The organism is Symbiopectobacterium sp., assembly GCF_047692315.1.
GTDB lineage: Bacteria > Pseudomonadota > Gammaproteobacteria > Enterobacterales > Enterobacteriaceae > Symbiopectobacterium.
Genome location: NZ_JBLLJS010000024.1, coordinates 93336 through 109311, shown reverse-complemented (window position 1 = coordinate 109311; position 15976 = coordinate 93336). Strand labels below are relative to the sequence as shown.

The following is a 15976-nucleotide window of genomic DNA, read 5'->3' as shown; positions in this document are numbered from 1 at the left end:
CCGTAATTAACGATTGCCAGAAAAAACATCATGCTTTGACTGCAACGCATTGATTATATAGGCCGAGTCATCAGACCTACTGATTTGACCCCAGCCTGGCGCAGCAAGTTCAGCGCTTTGATGATCTCATCATAAGGCGCGTCTTTCGCGCCCCCGATCAGAAACACCGACTTGGGGTTTTCAGCCATACGCGCCTGGGCTTCTGCCACAATCTGCTCAGCGGGCAGTTGTTCCATCCGCTTTTGTTCGATGACCAGGCTGTACTGGCCGACGCCAGACACCTCAACGATCACCGGTGGGTTATCGTTACTGGAAACGGTCTTAGAATCCGTCGCATCCGGCAAATCCACTTCCACGCTCTGCGTGATGATCGGTGCCGTCGCCATGAAAATCAGCAACAACACCAGCAACACGTCCAGCAACGGAACGATGTTAATTTCGGATTTTAAATCCCGGCGACCACGTGAACGAGCCATGCTGCCTCCTGATTACTTGCCACTTTCGGAGAAGGCCTGACGATGCAGGATAGCGATGAACTCTTCCATGAAGTTGTCGTAGTTCTGCTCCAGTTTATTCACACGCTGATTCAGGCGGTTATACGCCATTACCGCCGGGATCGCGGCAAACAGGCCAATTGCGGTAGCAATCAGTGCCTCTGCAATACTCGGAGCAACCATTTGCAACGTGGCCTGCTTCACCGCACCCAGTGCGATAAAGGCATGCATGATCCCCCACACGGTGCCAAACAGGCCGATATACGGGCTGATGGAACCAACAGTTCCCAAAAACGGGATATGGGTTTCAAGCATTTCCAGTTCGCGATTCAGAGAAATACGCATGGCGCGAGAAGCGCCCTCCACCACCGCCTCTGGCGCATGGCTGTTAGCCCGATGCAAGCGGGCAAATTCTTTGAAGCCGGAATAGAAGATCTGCTCTGAACCTGCCAACGAATCGCGGCGCGTTTGGCTTTCCTGGTACAACCGGGAGAGTTCAATGCCTGACCAGAATTTATCTTCAAAGGCTTCAGCTTCACGCGTAGCGGTATTCAAAATACGCGTGCGTTGAATGATGATCGCCCAAGAGGCGATGGAAAAACCAATCAAAACCAGCATGATAAGTTTCACTAAAAGACTGGCTTTCAGGAACAAATCAAGGATATTCATGTCAGTCACTGCTTAAACTCCGCGACAATAGACTTAGGAAGCGCGATGGGCTTCATGTGATGTGGATCGATACAAGCGATCAATACGTCGGCCTGACTCAACAGATCGCCGTGAGAATTGAGAGTACGCTGAGCGAACGTGAGAGAAGCACCGCGTATCACTGTGATTTCACTCTCTACGTTCAGTAAATCATCCAGACGAGCCGGAGAAAAATATTCGACCGCCATCCGGCGCACAGCGAAAGCCACATGCTCTTCCAGCAAAGCGCACTGATGAAAGCCGTGCTGGCGTAACATTTCTGTTCGCGCACGCTCATAGAAGGTGATATAATAGGCGTAATACGCCACGCCACAGGCGTCTGTGTCTTCATAATAGACACGCACAGGCCAACGAAACAACGTATTGCTCACTCTACATCCCGGTAATACAACGAAACACTGCTACTATACGCAAGAGAAATGAGGTTTGGAATGGCTAGCTTAGAGGGAAATAAAATAATTATGGGTTGCAAGCAACCCATAACCCAAACGGAATAGGCAGTGATATTAGCGAAAGAAGTAAATAAGCCCTACGAGCAGGATCACAAAGGCAGGAAAAGGCGCAAAAATCACGCGCCACAGCAAGCGCTGTTGGCGAAACCCTACCCCGTATATTACGCCGGTGCAAACGGCCCATACCAGCAACGGGCCTTGCCAAATTTCCAACGCGCTGGTGCGCGCGGCAAAGCGTGTCGGATCCCACATCACACACCCTGCCATCAGCAACGCCATGAGTCAAGGCAAGAGCCCGTAATGGGCCCTTGTCCATTAGCTGGTAGAGTTTATCAACCAGACTACTCATTGCGCGTTATCTTCTGCCGCTTTCGCTTTTGTTGCTTCACTCTGCTCTAACGCCAGAGCGGTAATAATCCCCAGCGAGCAAGCAAAAAGCGTTCCGAGTATCCAGGCAAAATACCACATCATTAAGCTCCTTACTTAGTATAGAGAATGGGTGTTCTGTTCAATATGCTCTTTGGTAATGCGACCGAACATTTTGTAGTAACACCATGCAGTATAAGAGAGCGCGATGGGTACAAAAATAATCGCGACGATCGTCATCACTTTCAGCGTGTACAGGCTTGAGGTGGTATCCCACATGGTCAGGCTCACGTTCGGTTGCGTGATGGAAGGCATCACAAACGGGAACATGGCAACCCCTGCGGTCAGGATAACGCAGGCGATAGTCAGCGAGCTGAACAGGAATGCCAGGCTGCCCTTGTTCGCACGCGCCGTCGCGATAGTCAACAGCGGGATCGCCCACAGCACCGGATGCGCAGTGAAGTTAGCCAACCAGGCACCGGCCTGATGTGCGACTTCTTTGTGCGGCGGGTTAGACTCAGCCGCCTTGTCCAACACGGAGGTGATGGTATAACCATCGATACCGTAAATCACCCACACGCCAGCCAAAGCAAAGGTCACCATCATTACCAACGCAGACAGTTGAGCCGCACCTTTTGAGCGCACATACAGATCGCCATTGGTACGCATCATCAGGTAGGTTGCACCCTGCGCCAAAATCATGGTCAGGCTGACAACGCCCGCCAACAGGCCAAACGGATTGAGCAGTTGGAAGAAGTTACCGGTATAGAACAAGCGAGCACTGGCATCGATATGGAACGGCACGCCCTGCAACAGGTTACCGAATGCCCCACCAATCACCACTGGCGGCACGAAGCTACCAATAAAGATGCCCCAGTCCCACATGTTGCGCCAGCGCGCGTCTTCCAGCTTGGAACGGTAGTCAAAACCGATCGGACGGAAGAACAGCGATGCCAGCACTAAAATCATCGCGATATAGAAACCAGAGAACGCAGCGGCATACACCATCGGCCAGGCAGCAAACAGCGCCCCGCCAGCGGTGATCAACCACACCTGGTTCCCGTCCCAGTGCGGTGCGATACTGTTGATCATGATACGGCGTTCTACATCATTACGCCCCATCACGCGCACCAGCACACCGACCCCCATATCAAAGCCGTCAGTAATGGCGAAACCGATCATCAGCACGCCAATCAACAGCCACCAGATAAAACGTAATACTTCATATTCAAACATAGTGGACTCCTGTTTACCGTGCGTCCTGAGCCAGCGTCAACGGCTGTTCAAAGTGGTAACGCCCTGTTTTCAGGCTGCTTGGGCCGAGGCGCGCGAATTTGAACATCAGATACATTTCGGCGACCAGGAACATCGTATACAGACCGCAGATCAGACCCATTGATAACAGGATGTCTCCGGCCGTCAGCGAAGAGTTCGCCACCGCCGTTGGCAGCACTTCACCGATAGCCCACGGCTGGCGACCGTACTCAGCAACAAACCAACCGGCTTCAACCGCAATCCACGGCAACGGAATACCGAACAGGGCAGCACGCAGCAGCAGTTTGTTCTTACCGATACGGTTTCTGATCACGCTCCAGAACGACAAGCCGATAATCAGCAGCATCAGCACGCCACAGGCCACCATGATACGGAACGAGAAGTAAAGCGGCGCTACGCGAGGAATGGAATCCTTGGTTGCCTGCTGAATTTGCGCTTCGGTGGCGTTAGCAACATCTGCCGTATAGAGTTTAAGCAGCATACCGTATCCCAGATCCTGTTTGGTCTGGTTAAAGGCTTCACGCACTGCCGGATCGGTATTACCCGCGCGCAGCTGTTCCAGCAATTCATACGCTTTCATGCCGTTACGAATACGCACCTGATGACCATCCATCAGCTCACGCAGCCCCAGCACAACGCCGTCCGTCGAACGCGTGGCGATAAGCCCCAGCATAAACGGAATGCGCACCGCGAACTGGTTCTCCATTTTTTCCTGATTAGGAATGGCGAACAGCGTAAAGCTGGCAGGTGCCGGTTGAGTTTCCCACTCGGCTTCAATCGCGGCCAGTTTGGTTTTTTGCACGTCGCCCATTTCATAACCGGATTCATCACCCAGTACGATAACAGACAGCACAGCAGCGGTGCCGAAGCTGGCAGCAATCGCGAATGAACGTTTGGCAAAGGCCAAATCACGGCCCTTAAGCAGATAGTAAGCACTGATACCCAGAATGAACATGGCACCGGTGGTGTAGCCTGCTGCAACGGTATGGACGAATTTCACCTGCGCAACCGGGTTCAGCACCAGTTGCGAGAAGCTCACCATTTCCATACGCATGGTTTCGAAATTGAATTCGGAAGCGATGGGGTTTTGCATCCAGCCGTTCGCTACCAGAATCCACAGTGCGGAGAAGTTAGACCCCAACGCCACCAGCCAGGTCACGGCCATGTGTTGCACTTTGCCCAGGCGATCCCAGCCAAAGAAGAACAAGCCAACAAACGTTGATTCGAGGAAGAACGCCATCAAGCCTTCAATCGCTAGCGGTGCGCCGAAAATGTCCCCGACATAGTGAGAGAAATAGGACCAGTTAGTACCGAACTGGAACTCCATGGTCAGCCCGGTGGCCACGCCCAGCGCAAAGTTGATACCAAACAATTTGCCCCAGAACTTGGTCATATCCTTGTAGATTTGTTTGCCCGTTAGCACATAGACCGTTTCCATGATCGCTAACAAAAACGCCATCCCCAGCGTTAATGGTACGAAAAGGAAGTGGTACATCGCGGTTAAGGCAAACTGTAAACGTGACAGTTCGACTATATCAAACATCTTGACTCCTTGCTCCTCGCAGGAAGGTTTTAGCTTGTAAATGCAGACAAGCCGCTAAACACCCAAAAAGAACACAACAGAAAATTGCTTCAGAACCGGCTTTTATAAACAGCGAGAGTTCACCGTTAAACCAATAACACGCCAAAGAAAACACGTTAAAAATAGCTAAAAACGATACCACAAACAGGGTAGCAGCTATATTACGCCTGTAATTCCCTACAATAAATAGATTGTTACGTGACACAGATTGTGTTTTTGGTTTCAAATCAACTTTACCCTTCTGGCGCACCTTTAGTAGAAATTGATGTGGCGCAATTTAAGCGTATTTCCCTGTTTATAGCCAGCTTAAGATTTTGATCTGACGCAAATAGCGCGACTGATGTTAATTTCTGGTTTACCAGGTTTTCGCCATGCGCTTACTTGTTAAGTAAATGTAGAAATAAACTTAACAACAGCATCAATTAGCAAACCAATTTTTGACCTGGCGGGACAGATTTAATTTCACTTGTTATTAAGCGTAGATGATTTAATGATATCCATATTGTTTAAATTGTTAATTTAATGTTGTTATAGTTAATATATTGGGTGCTCAATTAATCACGGTTCTTTATTATTAACCGCTTTTATTTACTGTGCCGATGGCAAGTCATAGCATTTAGAAATACATAAAAAAGGGCCATCCCAAGATGGCCCCTGCTGTTAACAGCACAGCACGCGACTACGGCAAGAGATTACCGCGCCAGCACCGCTTTTACCGCCTCGCCGATATCCGCCAGGCTGCGTACCGTTTTTACACCAGCGGCTTCCAACGCAGCGAATTTGTCATCCGCCGTGCCTTTACCCCCCGCGATGATGGCGCCAGCATGGCCCATACGCTTGCCCTTCGGTGCCGTCACCCCAGCAATGTACCCCACCACCGGTTTGGTCACATGCGCTTTGATATCGGCAGCCGCTTCTTCTTCCGAAGTACCACCGATTTCACCGATCATCACGATGGCCTCGGTTTGCGGATCCTGTTCGAACAGCGCCAGAATATCGATAAAATTGGAACCCGGAATCGGGTCGCCGCCGATACCTACACAGCTAGACTGGCCAAGCCCGGTATCCGTGGTCTGCTTAACCGCTTCGTAGGTCAGCGTTCCTGAACGAGAAACAATCCCCACCTTACCCGGTTTATGAATGTGCCCTGGCATAATGCCAATCTTGCACTCACCCGGGGTGATAACACCCGGACAGTTCGGCCCAATCATCCGCACGCCGCTCTGTTCCAGCTTCACTTTCACTGTCAGCATATCCAGCGTCGGGATGCCTTCTGTGATACAAATAACCAGTTCGATACCGGCATCAATCGCCTCCAGAATCGAGTCTTTACAAAACGGAGCCGGGACATAGATCACCGAGGCAGTAGCCCCTGTGGCTTCCACCGCTTCGCGCACAGTATTAAACACCGGCAAGCCCAAATGTTCTGTGCCGCCTTTACCGGGCGTCACGCCGCCCACCAGTTGCGTACCGTAAGCGAGTGCTTGCTCAGAATGGAAGGTGCCTTGGCTGCCGGTAAATCCCTGGCAAATGACTTTAGTGTGCTTATCAATCAAAATAGACATTATTTTATTTACCCTCCGCTGCCTTCACAACCTGCTGAGCCGCATCTGTCAAACTGGTGGCGGCAATGATATTCAGGCCGCTGTCCGCCAGTTTCTTTGCACCCAGTTCCGCATTGTTTCCTTCCAGGCGCACCACCACAGGTACGTTAACGCCCACTTCGGCTACTGCACCGATGATGCCATCGGCAATCAGGTCGCAGCGCACGATACCGCCAAAGATATTGACCAGTACCGCTTTCACGTTGTCGTCGGAGAGAATGATTTTGAAGGCTTCGGTCACGCGCTCTTTGGTTGCACCACCGCCCACATCCAGAAAGTTAGCCGGAGCGCCGCCGTGCAGTTTAACGATGTCCATGGTGCCCATGGCAAGGCCAGCACCGTTCACCATGCAGCCAATGTTGCCATCGAGCGCCACATAGTTCAGTTCCCACTGCGCAGCATGCGCTTCGCGGGAATCTTCCTGGCTCGGATCGCGCATTTCGCGCAGTTCCGGCTGACGGAACTGCGCGTTACCATCAGCACCGAGTTTGCCGTCCAGACAGACCAGATCGCCCTGCTTGGTGATCACCAGCGGGTTAATCTCCACCAGCGCCAGATCGCGTTCCAGGAACAGAGTGGCCAGCCCCATAAAAATCTTGGTGAACTGCGCCACTTGCTTGCCGCTCAGCCCCAGTTTAAAGGCCAGCTCACGGCCCTGATAAGGCTGCGGGCCTGTCAGCGGGTCGAGCGCGGCTTTATGAATCAGTTTCGGCGTCTCTTCCGCCACTTTTTCAATTTCCACCCCGCCTTCTGTCGAGGCCATAAACACTACCCGACACGTAGCGCGATCGACCACGGCACCGAGATAGAGTTCTTGATCGATATCCGTTGCAGCTTCCACCAGAATCTGATGTACAGGCTGCCCTTGCGCATCCGTTTGGTAGGTCACCAGATTTTTGCCCAGCCAGTTTTCCGCAAACGCGCGAATATCTTCTTTGCTGCTCACCACTTTCACGCCGCCCGCTTTACCGCGGCCACCTGCATGCACCTGGCACTTCACGACCCACGGCCCGGCGCCAATTTTAGAGGCGGCTTCTTCTGCTTCGCGCGGCGTGGTACAGGCATAACCGGTTGGTGCCGGCAGGCCATATCGAGCAAAGAGCTGTTTTGCCTGATATTCATGTAAATTCATGATGTTCTATCCATCTCGGTTAGAAGATAAGTCGCATGACTTTCTTGATATTATTGGATAATGCCGCCACGGGGCGGCTGCATAGCACAAATCAAACCAATACCTCTTGCCGTATGGCCACCGCTCGGCAGGCTGCGGCGGTCTACGTCACCACGCGCTATACATCCAGCAGCAGGCGTGTTGGATCTTCCAGCATCTCTTTTACCGTGACCAAAAAGCCCACGGATTCGCGACCATCGATCAAACGGTGATCGTAAGAAAGCGCCAGATACATCATCGGCAGAATAACCACCTGACCATCCACTGCTATAGGTCTGTCTTTAATGGCATGCATGCCCAGAATCGCGCTTTGCGGCGGGTTGATGATCGGCGTAGACATCAGGGAGCCGAACACACCGCCGTTGGTAATGGTAAAATTACCGCCGGTCAGTTCTTCTACCGTCAGCTTGCCGTCGCGCCCTTTAACAGCGAGATCTTTGATTTTCTTCTCAACGTCAGCCATACCCAGTGCATCCACATCGCGCAGCACCGGCGTTACCAGCCCGCGCGGCGTCGATACCGCGATACTGACATCGAAATAGTTGTGGTACACCACATCTTCGCCATCAATGGAGGCGTTCACCTCGGGGTAGCGTTTCAGCGCTTCCACCACGGCTTTGATATAGAACGACATAAAACCCAGACGCACGCCGTGGCGTTTTTCAAACGCTTCACCGTACTGCTGGCGCAGATTCATGATCGGCTGCATGTTGACTTCGTTGAAGGTCGTCAACATGGCGGCGCTGTTTTTCGCTTCGAGCAGGCGTTCGGCAACACGCTTACGCAGACGCGTCATCGGTACGCGTTTTTCGCTGCGATGAGCCAGAGCCGGCGCAGCTTCCGCTTTCTCCACTTTTTTGTCACTGCTGCTGGCAGCCTGCATCTGCGCCGCCAGATGTTTTTCCACATCTTCACGCGTGATACGGCCACCTACGCCGCTGCCTTTAATCGCAGCCGCATCCAGACCGTGCTCACCAATCAGGCGACGAATCGCCGGGCTGAGCGCGTCGTTGTTCTCTTCCGTCAACCCTGCGGTATGGCGTTGGGCAGGAGTAGGCTCTTTGCTCTGCGCTTTTTCGCTGGTTTCTTTACCGGAACTGTCACCGCGACGCAGGCGCCCAAGGATTTGGCGCGATGTTACCGTAGCCCCCTCGCTTTCCAGCACGGCATCAAGCACGCCGGCTTCTGGCGTAGGCACTTCCAGCACCACTTTGTCCGTTTCAATTTCGACCAGCACTTCATCACGCTGGACGCTGTCACCCGGCTTTTTGTACCAGGTCGCCACGGAAGCATCAGCTACCGATTCGGGGAGGTCAGGGACAAGAATATCTACGCTACTCATTATCTATCCTTTTATTTAATCAACGTTCAGCGCGTCGTTAACCAGATCTTGCTGTTGTTTCTGATGCACAGACATATAACCGACCGCCGGTGAGGCGGAGGCCGGGCGTCCGGCGTAACGCAAAGACGCTCCAAAGGGAATCACTTCGCGGAAATGGTGCTGGCTGCAATACCAGGCCCCCTGATTGAGCGGCTCTTCCTGACACCAGACAAAATCATGCACGTGCGCAAAAGGCTCTAACGCCGCCTGCACCGCCTGCTGCGGGAACGGGTAAAGCTGTTCGATACGCACAATCGCCACGTTGTTCTGTTCATTCTTCCGACGCTGTTCCAATAAATCATAGTAGACCTTGCCGGAACAGAGCACGACGCGCTTCACTCCTTGCGGATCGAGTTCGTCAATTTCACCAATAGCTGGTTGGAATGCGCCGTTTGCCAGCTCTTCCAGCGAAGAGATCGCCAACGGATGGCGCAACAGTGATTTCGGTGACATGACCACCAGCGGACGCCGCATGCTGCGCAATGCCTGACGACGCAACATATGGTAAACCTGCGCCGGGGTCGACGGAATGCACACCTGCATGTTTTGCTCAGCACACAGTTGCAGATAGCGTTCAAGGCGCGCAGAAGAGTGCTCCGGACCTTGACCTTCATAGCCATGCGGCAGCAGCATCACCAGGCCGCACATGCGTCCCCACTTCTGCTCGCCGGAGCTGATGAACTGATCGATCACCACTTGCGCGCCGTTAGCGAAATCACCGAACTGCGCTTCCCAAATAGTCAGCGTGCGTGGCTCTGCCGTCGCATATCCATATTCAAATGCCAGAATCGCTTCTTCGGACAGCACCGAGTCCCATACGTTAAACTTGCCCTGCACGTTGTGCACATGTTCCAGCGGGGTGTAGCTGGAACCGTTCTTTTGGTTGTGCACCACGGCGTGACGGTGGAAGAAGGTGCCACGGCCGCTGTCTTCACCAGAAATACGGATAGGAATACCGTCATCTACCAGCGTGGCGTAGGCCAGGGTTTCCGCACCGCCCCAATCGAACGGTTTATTGCCCAGCGCCATTCCGGCACGGTCGGCGTACACTTTGACGACGCGCGGGTGCATTTCAATGGCTTCCGGCACCTCACTGATACGCTTTGCCAACTCTTGCAGGCGTTTCATCTCCACTTTGTGCGGATAAGGTTCATCCCACTCGTGGTTCAGGTAAGGCGTCCAGGTGAAGGACTGCATGTCCATTTCACGCCACTCTCCGACTACGCAGTCCCCCGCATCCAACGCATCACGATACAGATTCACTTGCTCGGTGGCGTCTTCCAGCGTGATGCTTTTTTCCTGTTCCAGACGATCGGCATACACTTTACGCGGTGTCGGGTGTTTTTTGATCTTCTGGTACATCATCGGCTGCGTCGCACTTGGCTCATCCGCTTCGTTGTGACCATAGCGGCGGTAGCAAATCAGATCGATAAACACATCGCGTTTAAATTGATTGCGGAAATCCAATGCCAGACGCGTCACATAGGCAACCGCTTCCGGATCGTCAGCGTTAACGTGGAAAATCGGTGCCTGCACCATCTTGCCGATGTCGGTGCAATATTCGGTGGAGCGGATATCCAGTGGGTTGGAGGTGGTGAAACCAATGCGGTTGTTGATCACAATACGCAACGTACCGCCCACTTCGTAACCGCGCACCGTGGACATGTTCAGCAGTTCCTGAACTACGCCCTGCCCGCTGATTGCCGCATCACCGTGAATGGTTACCGGCAACACGCGCGGACCGCTCTCACTGCTGAGACGATCGAGGCGCGCACGCACGGAACCGGTCACCACCGGGCTGACAATCTCAAGGTGTGATGGGTTAAACGCCAGAGCCAGGTGTACCAGACCGCCTTCGGTCGCGAATTCAGACGAAAAGCCCTGATGGTATTTCACATCACCGGTGCCGAGATGCTCTTTGTGCTTACCGGCAAATTCATCGAACAAATCCTGCGGCTTTTTACCCAGCACGTTAACCAGCACGTTAAGGCGTCCACGGTGCGCCATGCCCAGCACCACTTCGCGTGTGCCATTGCTGCCCGCGTGCCGGATCATCTCTTTGAGCATGGGCACCAGCGCATCGCCACCTTCCAGCGAGAAGCGTTTAGCGCCCGGGTATTTGGCCCCTAAATAGCGCTCCAGCCCTTCCGCCGCCGTCAGTTCTTTCAGGAAGCGGCGCTTCTCTTCCAGGCTAAAAGAAGGCTGGCCGGTAATAGATTCAATACGCTGCTGAATCCAGCGTTTTTCATCGGTGCTGGTGATATGCATGTATTCGGCACCGATAGAACCGCAATAGGTGCGTTTCAAGGCGTCATACAACTCACCGAGCTTCATGGTCTCTTTGCCGATGGCAAAAGAGCCCACGTTAAAGGCGTCTTGAAGGTCATCTGCCGTCAGGTTATGGTAGGCCAGATCCAGCTCAGCGACAGGAATCTGCGGGCGTAAATCGATCGGGTCCAGCTTGGCTTGCTGATGTCCACGGAAACGAAACGCGTTAATCAACTGCAATACTTTGACCTGCTTGGCGTCAATGTCAGGATCGGTCACAGAGGAGCTAAAGCGCGAGGCATCTTTCGCCAGACGGCGGAAATAGTCGCGCGTTTTGGAGTGCAGTTGATCGGGTTTGACCCCCGCCGTAGGCAACTGCTGGAAGATAGACCGCCAGCTAAGATCGATAGAATCCGGATCGGTTAAAAAATCTTCATAGAGCTGTTCTATGTAGGACTGGTTCGCGCCCGCCAGATAGGAGGAATCCAGCCAGGCCTTCATTGCGCCGTTCTGCATTGTGATCCCTTAAGCTAATAAGCTTCAGTTTTCGCCGTGGTTAACATGTCCTGTGCCGTAAAAAACGGGGCACCGTAAACGGTTCATTTCCCTGCCTGGTACACAGGGCCAGGGTATCCTTACCCTTTAAGGAACCTTTAAAAACCGGTTTGGCGCACAAGCCCGTTTTTAAAGGTTTCCTAATCATCCCCCGCAGCCAGCCGGGGGATAATCATGTTACGTCTTACCACTACACAATACGGCAGTTTTACCTCTGCGCGGCGTCGCTTGCTCTGTTTCGCGGTGCTTGCCTTGCTATGCCCAGCGCAACTGATTACGCCCCACGTTGCAATAGCATCGATTTGATATGCCCAATCGCCCGCGTCGGGTTGAGCCCTTTCGGGCAGACATTGACGCAGTTCATGATGCTGTGGCATCGGAATACACTGAATGCATCGTCCAACGAATCCAGACGCGGCTTGGTTTCCGTATCACGGCTGTCGATCAGGAAACGGTAAGCCGCCAGCAGTCCTGCCGGGCCCACGAATTTATCCGGGTTCCACCAGAACGACGGACAAGACGTGGAACAGCAGGCGCACATAATGCACTCATACAATCCATCCAGCTTGGCACGCTGGTCCGGCGACTGCAAATGTTCGCGCGCCGGTGGATTCTGCCCATTATTCAACAAGTAAGGTTTTATTTTCTCATATTGAGTATAGAACTGCCCCATGTCCACCACCAAATCACGAATAACCGGTAATCCCGGCAGCGGACGAATGACAATTTTACCTTTAGCGCGTTGCAGCGCCGAGACTGGTGTGATGCAAGCCAGCCCGTTTTTGCCGTTCATGTTAAGACCATCGGAGCCACAGACCCCTTCACGGCAAGAGCGGCGAAACGCCAGCGTAGGATCTTGCTCTTTCAGTTGGATCAGCGCGTCAAGCAGCATCATATCGCGCCCTTCTTCCGCTTCCAGGGTGTAATCCTGCATGTGCGGCGCGTCATCGACATCCGGGTTGTAGCGATAAATTGAAAATTCAAGTTTCATCGTGCCATCTCCGCGACATTAATAAGTACGTATTTTCGGCGGAAACACCGGACGTAATTTAGGCTGCATGTTCACCTCGCGGCGCGTCATGCGCTCGTTTTGCGGCAAATAAAGCGAATGACACAACCAGTTTTCATCATCGCGATCCGGGTAGTCGAAGCGGCTGTGCGCCCCGCGACTTTCGGTGCGGTAATTGGCGGAGACGGCCGTTGCATAGGCGGTTTCCATCAGGTTATCCAGTTCGAGACACTCAATGCGCTGGGTATTGAACTCCGTTGAGGTGTCATCAAGACGCGCATTTTTCAGACGCTCGCGAATCACCTTCAGCTCTTCCAAGCCCTTGGCCATCGCATCCCCTTCACGGAACACCGAGAAGTTGTTCTGCATGCAGGATTGCAATGCCTTACGGATTTCCACCGGATCTTCACCAGTGCGATTGTTGTTCCAGCGATTCAGACGCGCCAACGCCGTTTCAACATCGCTGTCGCTGGCATCGCGCAGTGCCCCCTGCTCTTCCAGGGATTCTTGCAGATGCATGCCGGCAGAGCGGCCAAACACCACCAGATCGAGCAGCGAGTTGCCGCCAAGGCGGTTAGCACCGTGCACGGAGACACAGGCGATCTCGCCGACGGCAAACAGCCCCGGCACCACCACATCTTCCCCTTTTTCATTGACCGTCAGCGCCTGACCACTCACCTTGGTAGGAATGCCTCCCATCATATAATGGCAGGTGGGAATGACCGGAATCGGTTCTTTCACTGGATCGACGTGAGCAAAGGTACGAGACAGCTCCAGGATGCCCGGCAGGCGCGATTCCAGCACCTCTTTACCCAAGTGATCCAGTTTGAGCTTGGCGTGTGGGCCCCACGGGCCGTCGCAGCCGCGACCTTCACGGATTTCAATCATGATGGAACGCGCAACAACATCACGGCCGGCCAGATCTTTGGCGTTAGGCGCATAGCGCTCCATAAAGCGCTCACCGTGCTTGTTGAGCAGATAGCCCCCTTCACCACGGCAGCCTTCAGTAACCAACACACCCGCCCCGGCAATGCCTGTCGGGTGAAACTGCCACATTTCCATATCCTGCACCGGCACACCTGCACGCAGCGCCATACCGACGCCGTCACCGGTGTTGATGTGGGCATTGGTGGTGGATTGGTAAATGCGGCCTGCACCGCCGGTAGCCAGTACCGTCGCGCGCGCTTTGAAATAAACCACTTCGCCCGTTTCGATGCAGATAGCCGTACAGCCTAATACGGCACCGTCCTGATTTTTCACCAGATCCAGCGCATACCACTCGGAGAAGATGGTGGTGTGATTTTTCAGGTTTTGTTGATAGAGCGTATGCAGTAAGGCGTGTCCGGTGCGGTCTGCCGCCGCCGCTGTACGTGCCGCCTGCTCACCGCCAAAATTCTTCGATTGTCCGCCGAACGGACGCTGATAAATGCGGCCATCGTCGAGACGGGAGAAAGGCAACCCCATGTGCTCCAGTTCCAGAATGGCTTCCGGGCCGGTTTTGCACATGTATTCAATGGCATCCTGATCGCCAATGTAGTCCGACCCTTTTACGGTGTCATACATGTGCCATTCCCAGTTATCTTCATGGGTGTTGCCCAGCGCGACGGTAATACCGCCCTGCGCAGACACGGTATGCGAGCGCGTCGGAAAGACCTTGGACAGCAGAGCACAGGAAAGTCCCATTTGAGAGATTTGTAACGCAGCGCGCATACCTGCGCCACCTGCGCCGATAACAACGGCATCAAATTGCCTAATTGGTAAATTCATCACGCACCCCACACCACAACGGTTCCATAAATAACGTACACCAGCAACGCAACCACGATGGCGAGTTGCAGTATCAGACGCAACGCCAGCGGTTTGATGTAGTCAGTCAATACCTGCCACATCCCTATCCAGGCGTGAACCAGGATGGCGAACAGCGTCAGCAGCGTGAACACTTTGGTGAGGGGCATCGCGAAGAAACCGCGCCAGACGGGATAGGTGATATCCCCCGCCGTCGCGACAAAACCCACGATATAAATAACGTAGAGCACGATAACAATGGCAGAAGCGCGAATGAGCAGCCAATCGTGAACGCCATTACGTCCTAATGCAGAAGCATTGCTTACCATACGAGGACTCCAGCCAGTAGTGAAAGCACGACAGTAATGATAAAAGAGAAAGTTGCGGAACGATTTCCCGACGCGAGATCTTCTTCCAGAAAGCCAAAGTCCATCATCAGATGGCGTAATCCGCCAACAATGTGGTAGGCCAGCGCGGTGAGGATGCCCCACAGAATAAATTTAACAATCACGCTATCCAGAATGGCCGCGACGTAGAGGAACCCTTCTTCGGATGCGAGAGAGTGCCCGAGCAGCCACAGCAAAATGCCGACAGCCACAAAGGTGATTACGCCAGAGACACGGTGAAGAATTGAGGCTATCGCAGTTACGGGAAACTGGATCGTTTGCAGATCCAGATTGACATATATTTGTTTTTTCACGTATTTTCCCACACACCTTTATTATTTTTCGTTCCTCCGGACCTGTAACTAGGTCAGACAGCGCGAAGAATGCAGCCACATGCTTCCGGGTGATACGTTGGCCTTAACGTCAACATCCCATGTTAAACGGCACATGACTTATTCACGCTGGGTGCTCCTACTTCAGGGGGTTCCGGAGACCTGACGCGAGTATAAGTACTTCACAATCTTATTACAATTAGCCCACAAATTGTTTAGTGACATTTCGGCTAAACAGTGAGTTAGATCACTTATTTCACATTTTATATAAAATTAACCATATAATTTTACATATATTAAACAATTAAATTACAAATAAGGCTGTAATCTGAAAGTCGCCCGTTAAAGAATTCAAGATAGGCTTTCCCAAGTGACATAACTTGTGTAACAGTGGAAAGTTGAATTCCACGTATAAAGTCATGTTAATGACTAGAGTAGACTAGAATTTAGAGAATCGTTACTAACCAGAAGAACGCGGTTTTCCTTTGATGGGGTGGTGAGCCCGGCCACTGCCCGATGCTGTACCCTGATTGGCGCAAATGCCGAGACCTCGGCGTTTTGGCCGAGTTTCTCCGTTCGGTGTACAGGCATAACGGTATTTCTTCGGT

General features: G+C 52.9%; 15 protein-coding genes and 1 pseudogene. All 16 read right to left on the bottom strand.

All coding sequences use genetic code 11. The features are described 5' to 3' along the window. Positions 1-53 precede the first annotated feature (53 nt). Positions 54-476, bottom strand: a complete 423-nt coding sequence (tolR, locus tag ACMZI0_RS14970) for a colicin uptake protein TolR (protein WP_415673542.1) — start codon at positions 474-476, stop codon at positions 54-56. A 12-nt stretch (positions 477-488) separates the two neighbouring features. Beyond that, positions 489-1172 carry a Tol-Pal system protein TolQ gene (tolQ, locus tag ACMZI0_RS14965; RefSeq protein WP_415673541.1) on the bottom strand — a complete coding sequence of 228 codons (684 nt, stop codon included), beginning with the start codon at positions 1170-1172 and terminating at the stop codon, positions 489-491. Beyond that, positions 1169-1573, bottom strand: a complete 405-nt coding sequence (gene ybgC / locus ACMZI0_RS14960; protein ID WP_415673540.1) for a tol-pal system-associated acyl-CoA thioesterase — start codon at positions 1571-1573, stop codon at positions 1169-1171. Before ybgC ends, tolQ begins: the two co-directional genes overlap by 4 nt. Before the next feature lie 135 nt (positions 1574-1708). Next, positions 1709-2003 (bottom strand): annotated as a pseudogene (ybgE, locus tag ACMZI0_RS14955) (cyd operon protein YbgE). Further along, on the bottom strand, positions 2000-2122 hold the full coding sequence (gene cydX / locus ACMZI0_RS14950) for a cytochrome bd-I oxidase subunit CydX (RefSeq protein WP_415673671.1): 123 nt from the start codon (positions 2120-2122) through the stop codon (positions 2000-2002). The pseudogene ybgE and the gene cydX overlap by 4 nt, the downstream one beginning before the upstream one ends. Positions 2123-2137: 15 nt before the next feature. Continuing rightward, on the bottom strand, positions 2138-3256 hold the full coding sequence (gene cydB, locus ACMZI0_RS14945) for a cytochrome d ubiquinol oxidase subunit II (RefSeq protein ID WP_415673539.1): 1119 nt from the start codon (positions 3254-3256) through the stop codon (positions 2138-2140). A 13-nt stretch (positions 3257-3269) separates the two neighbouring features. Next, complete coding sequence (cydA, locus tag ACMZI0_RS14940) at positions 3270-4838, bottom strand: cytochrome ubiquinol oxidase subunit I (protein WP_415673538.1); 1569 nt, start codon at positions 4836-4838, stop codon at positions 3270-3272. Then, positions 4831-5103, bottom strand: coding sequence for a hypothetical protein (locus ACMZI0_RS14935; RefSeq protein WP_415673537.1), 273 nt, complete (start codon positions 5101-5103; stop codon positions 4831-4833). Before ACMZI0_RS14935 ends, cydA begins: the two co-directional genes overlap by 8 nt. 466 nt (positions 5104-5569) lie before the next feature. Continuing rightward, positions 5570-6442, bottom strand: coding sequence for a succinate--CoA ligase subunit alpha (gene sucD / locus ACMZI0_RS14930; RefSeq protein ID WP_415673536.1), 873 nt, complete (start codon positions 6440-6442; stop codon positions 5570-5572). 4 nt (positions 6443-6446) lie between these two features. Further along, positions 6447-7613, bottom strand: a complete 1167-nt coding sequence (gene sucC / locus ACMZI0_RS14925; RefSeq protein ID WP_415673535.1) for an ADP-forming succinate--CoA ligase subunit beta — start codon at positions 7611-7613, stop codon at positions 6447-6449. 157 nt (positions 7614-7770) lie between these two features. Continuing rightward, the gene (gene odhB / locus ACMZI0_RS14920; RefSeq protein ID WP_415673534.1) at positions 7771-8994 is read right to left on the bottom strand and encodes a 2-oxoglutarate dehydrogenase complex dihydrolipoyllysine-residue succinyltransferase; all 1224 of its coding nucleotides are present in this window, start codon (positions 8992-8994) and stop codon (positions 7771-7773) included. Positions 8995-9009: 15 nt separating this feature from the next. Next, entirely contained in the window at positions 9010-11817 is a 2808-nt protein-coding gene (gene sucA / locus ACMZI0_RS14915; protein WP_415673533.1) for a 2-oxoglutarate dehydrogenase E1 component, read from the bottom strand. 313 nt (positions 11818-12130) lie between these two features. Beyond that, positions 12131-12847 (bottom strand): succinate dehydrogenase iron-sulfur subunit, encoded by a 717-nt coding sequence (locus tag ACMZI0_RS14910; RefSeq protein WP_415673532.1) that lies wholly within the window; start codon positions 12845-12847, stop codon positions 12131-12133. Positions 12848-12865: 18 nt separating this feature from the next. Continuing rightward, entirely contained in the window at positions 12866-14632 is a 1767-nt protein-coding gene (sdhA, locus tag ACMZI0_RS14905) for a succinate dehydrogenase flavoprotein subunit (protein WP_415673531.1), read from the bottom strand. Beyond that, the gene (gene sdhD, locus ACMZI0_RS14900) at positions 14632-14979 is read right to left on the bottom strand and encodes a succinate dehydrogenase membrane anchor subunit (RefSeq protein WP_415673530.1); all 348 of its coding nucleotides are present in this window, start codon (positions 14977-14979) and stop codon (positions 14632-14634) included. Before sdhD ends, sdhA begins: the two co-directional genes overlap by 1 nt. Next, a complete protein-coding gene (gene sdhC / locus ACMZI0_RS14895) occupies positions 14973-15362 on the bottom strand; it encodes a succinate dehydrogenase cytochrome b556 subunit (RefSeq protein ID WP_415673529.1) in 390 nt (129 codons plus the stop codon). Before sdhC ends, sdhD begins: the two co-directional genes overlap by 7 nt. Between the last annotated feature and the right edge of the window lie 614 nt (positions 15363-15976).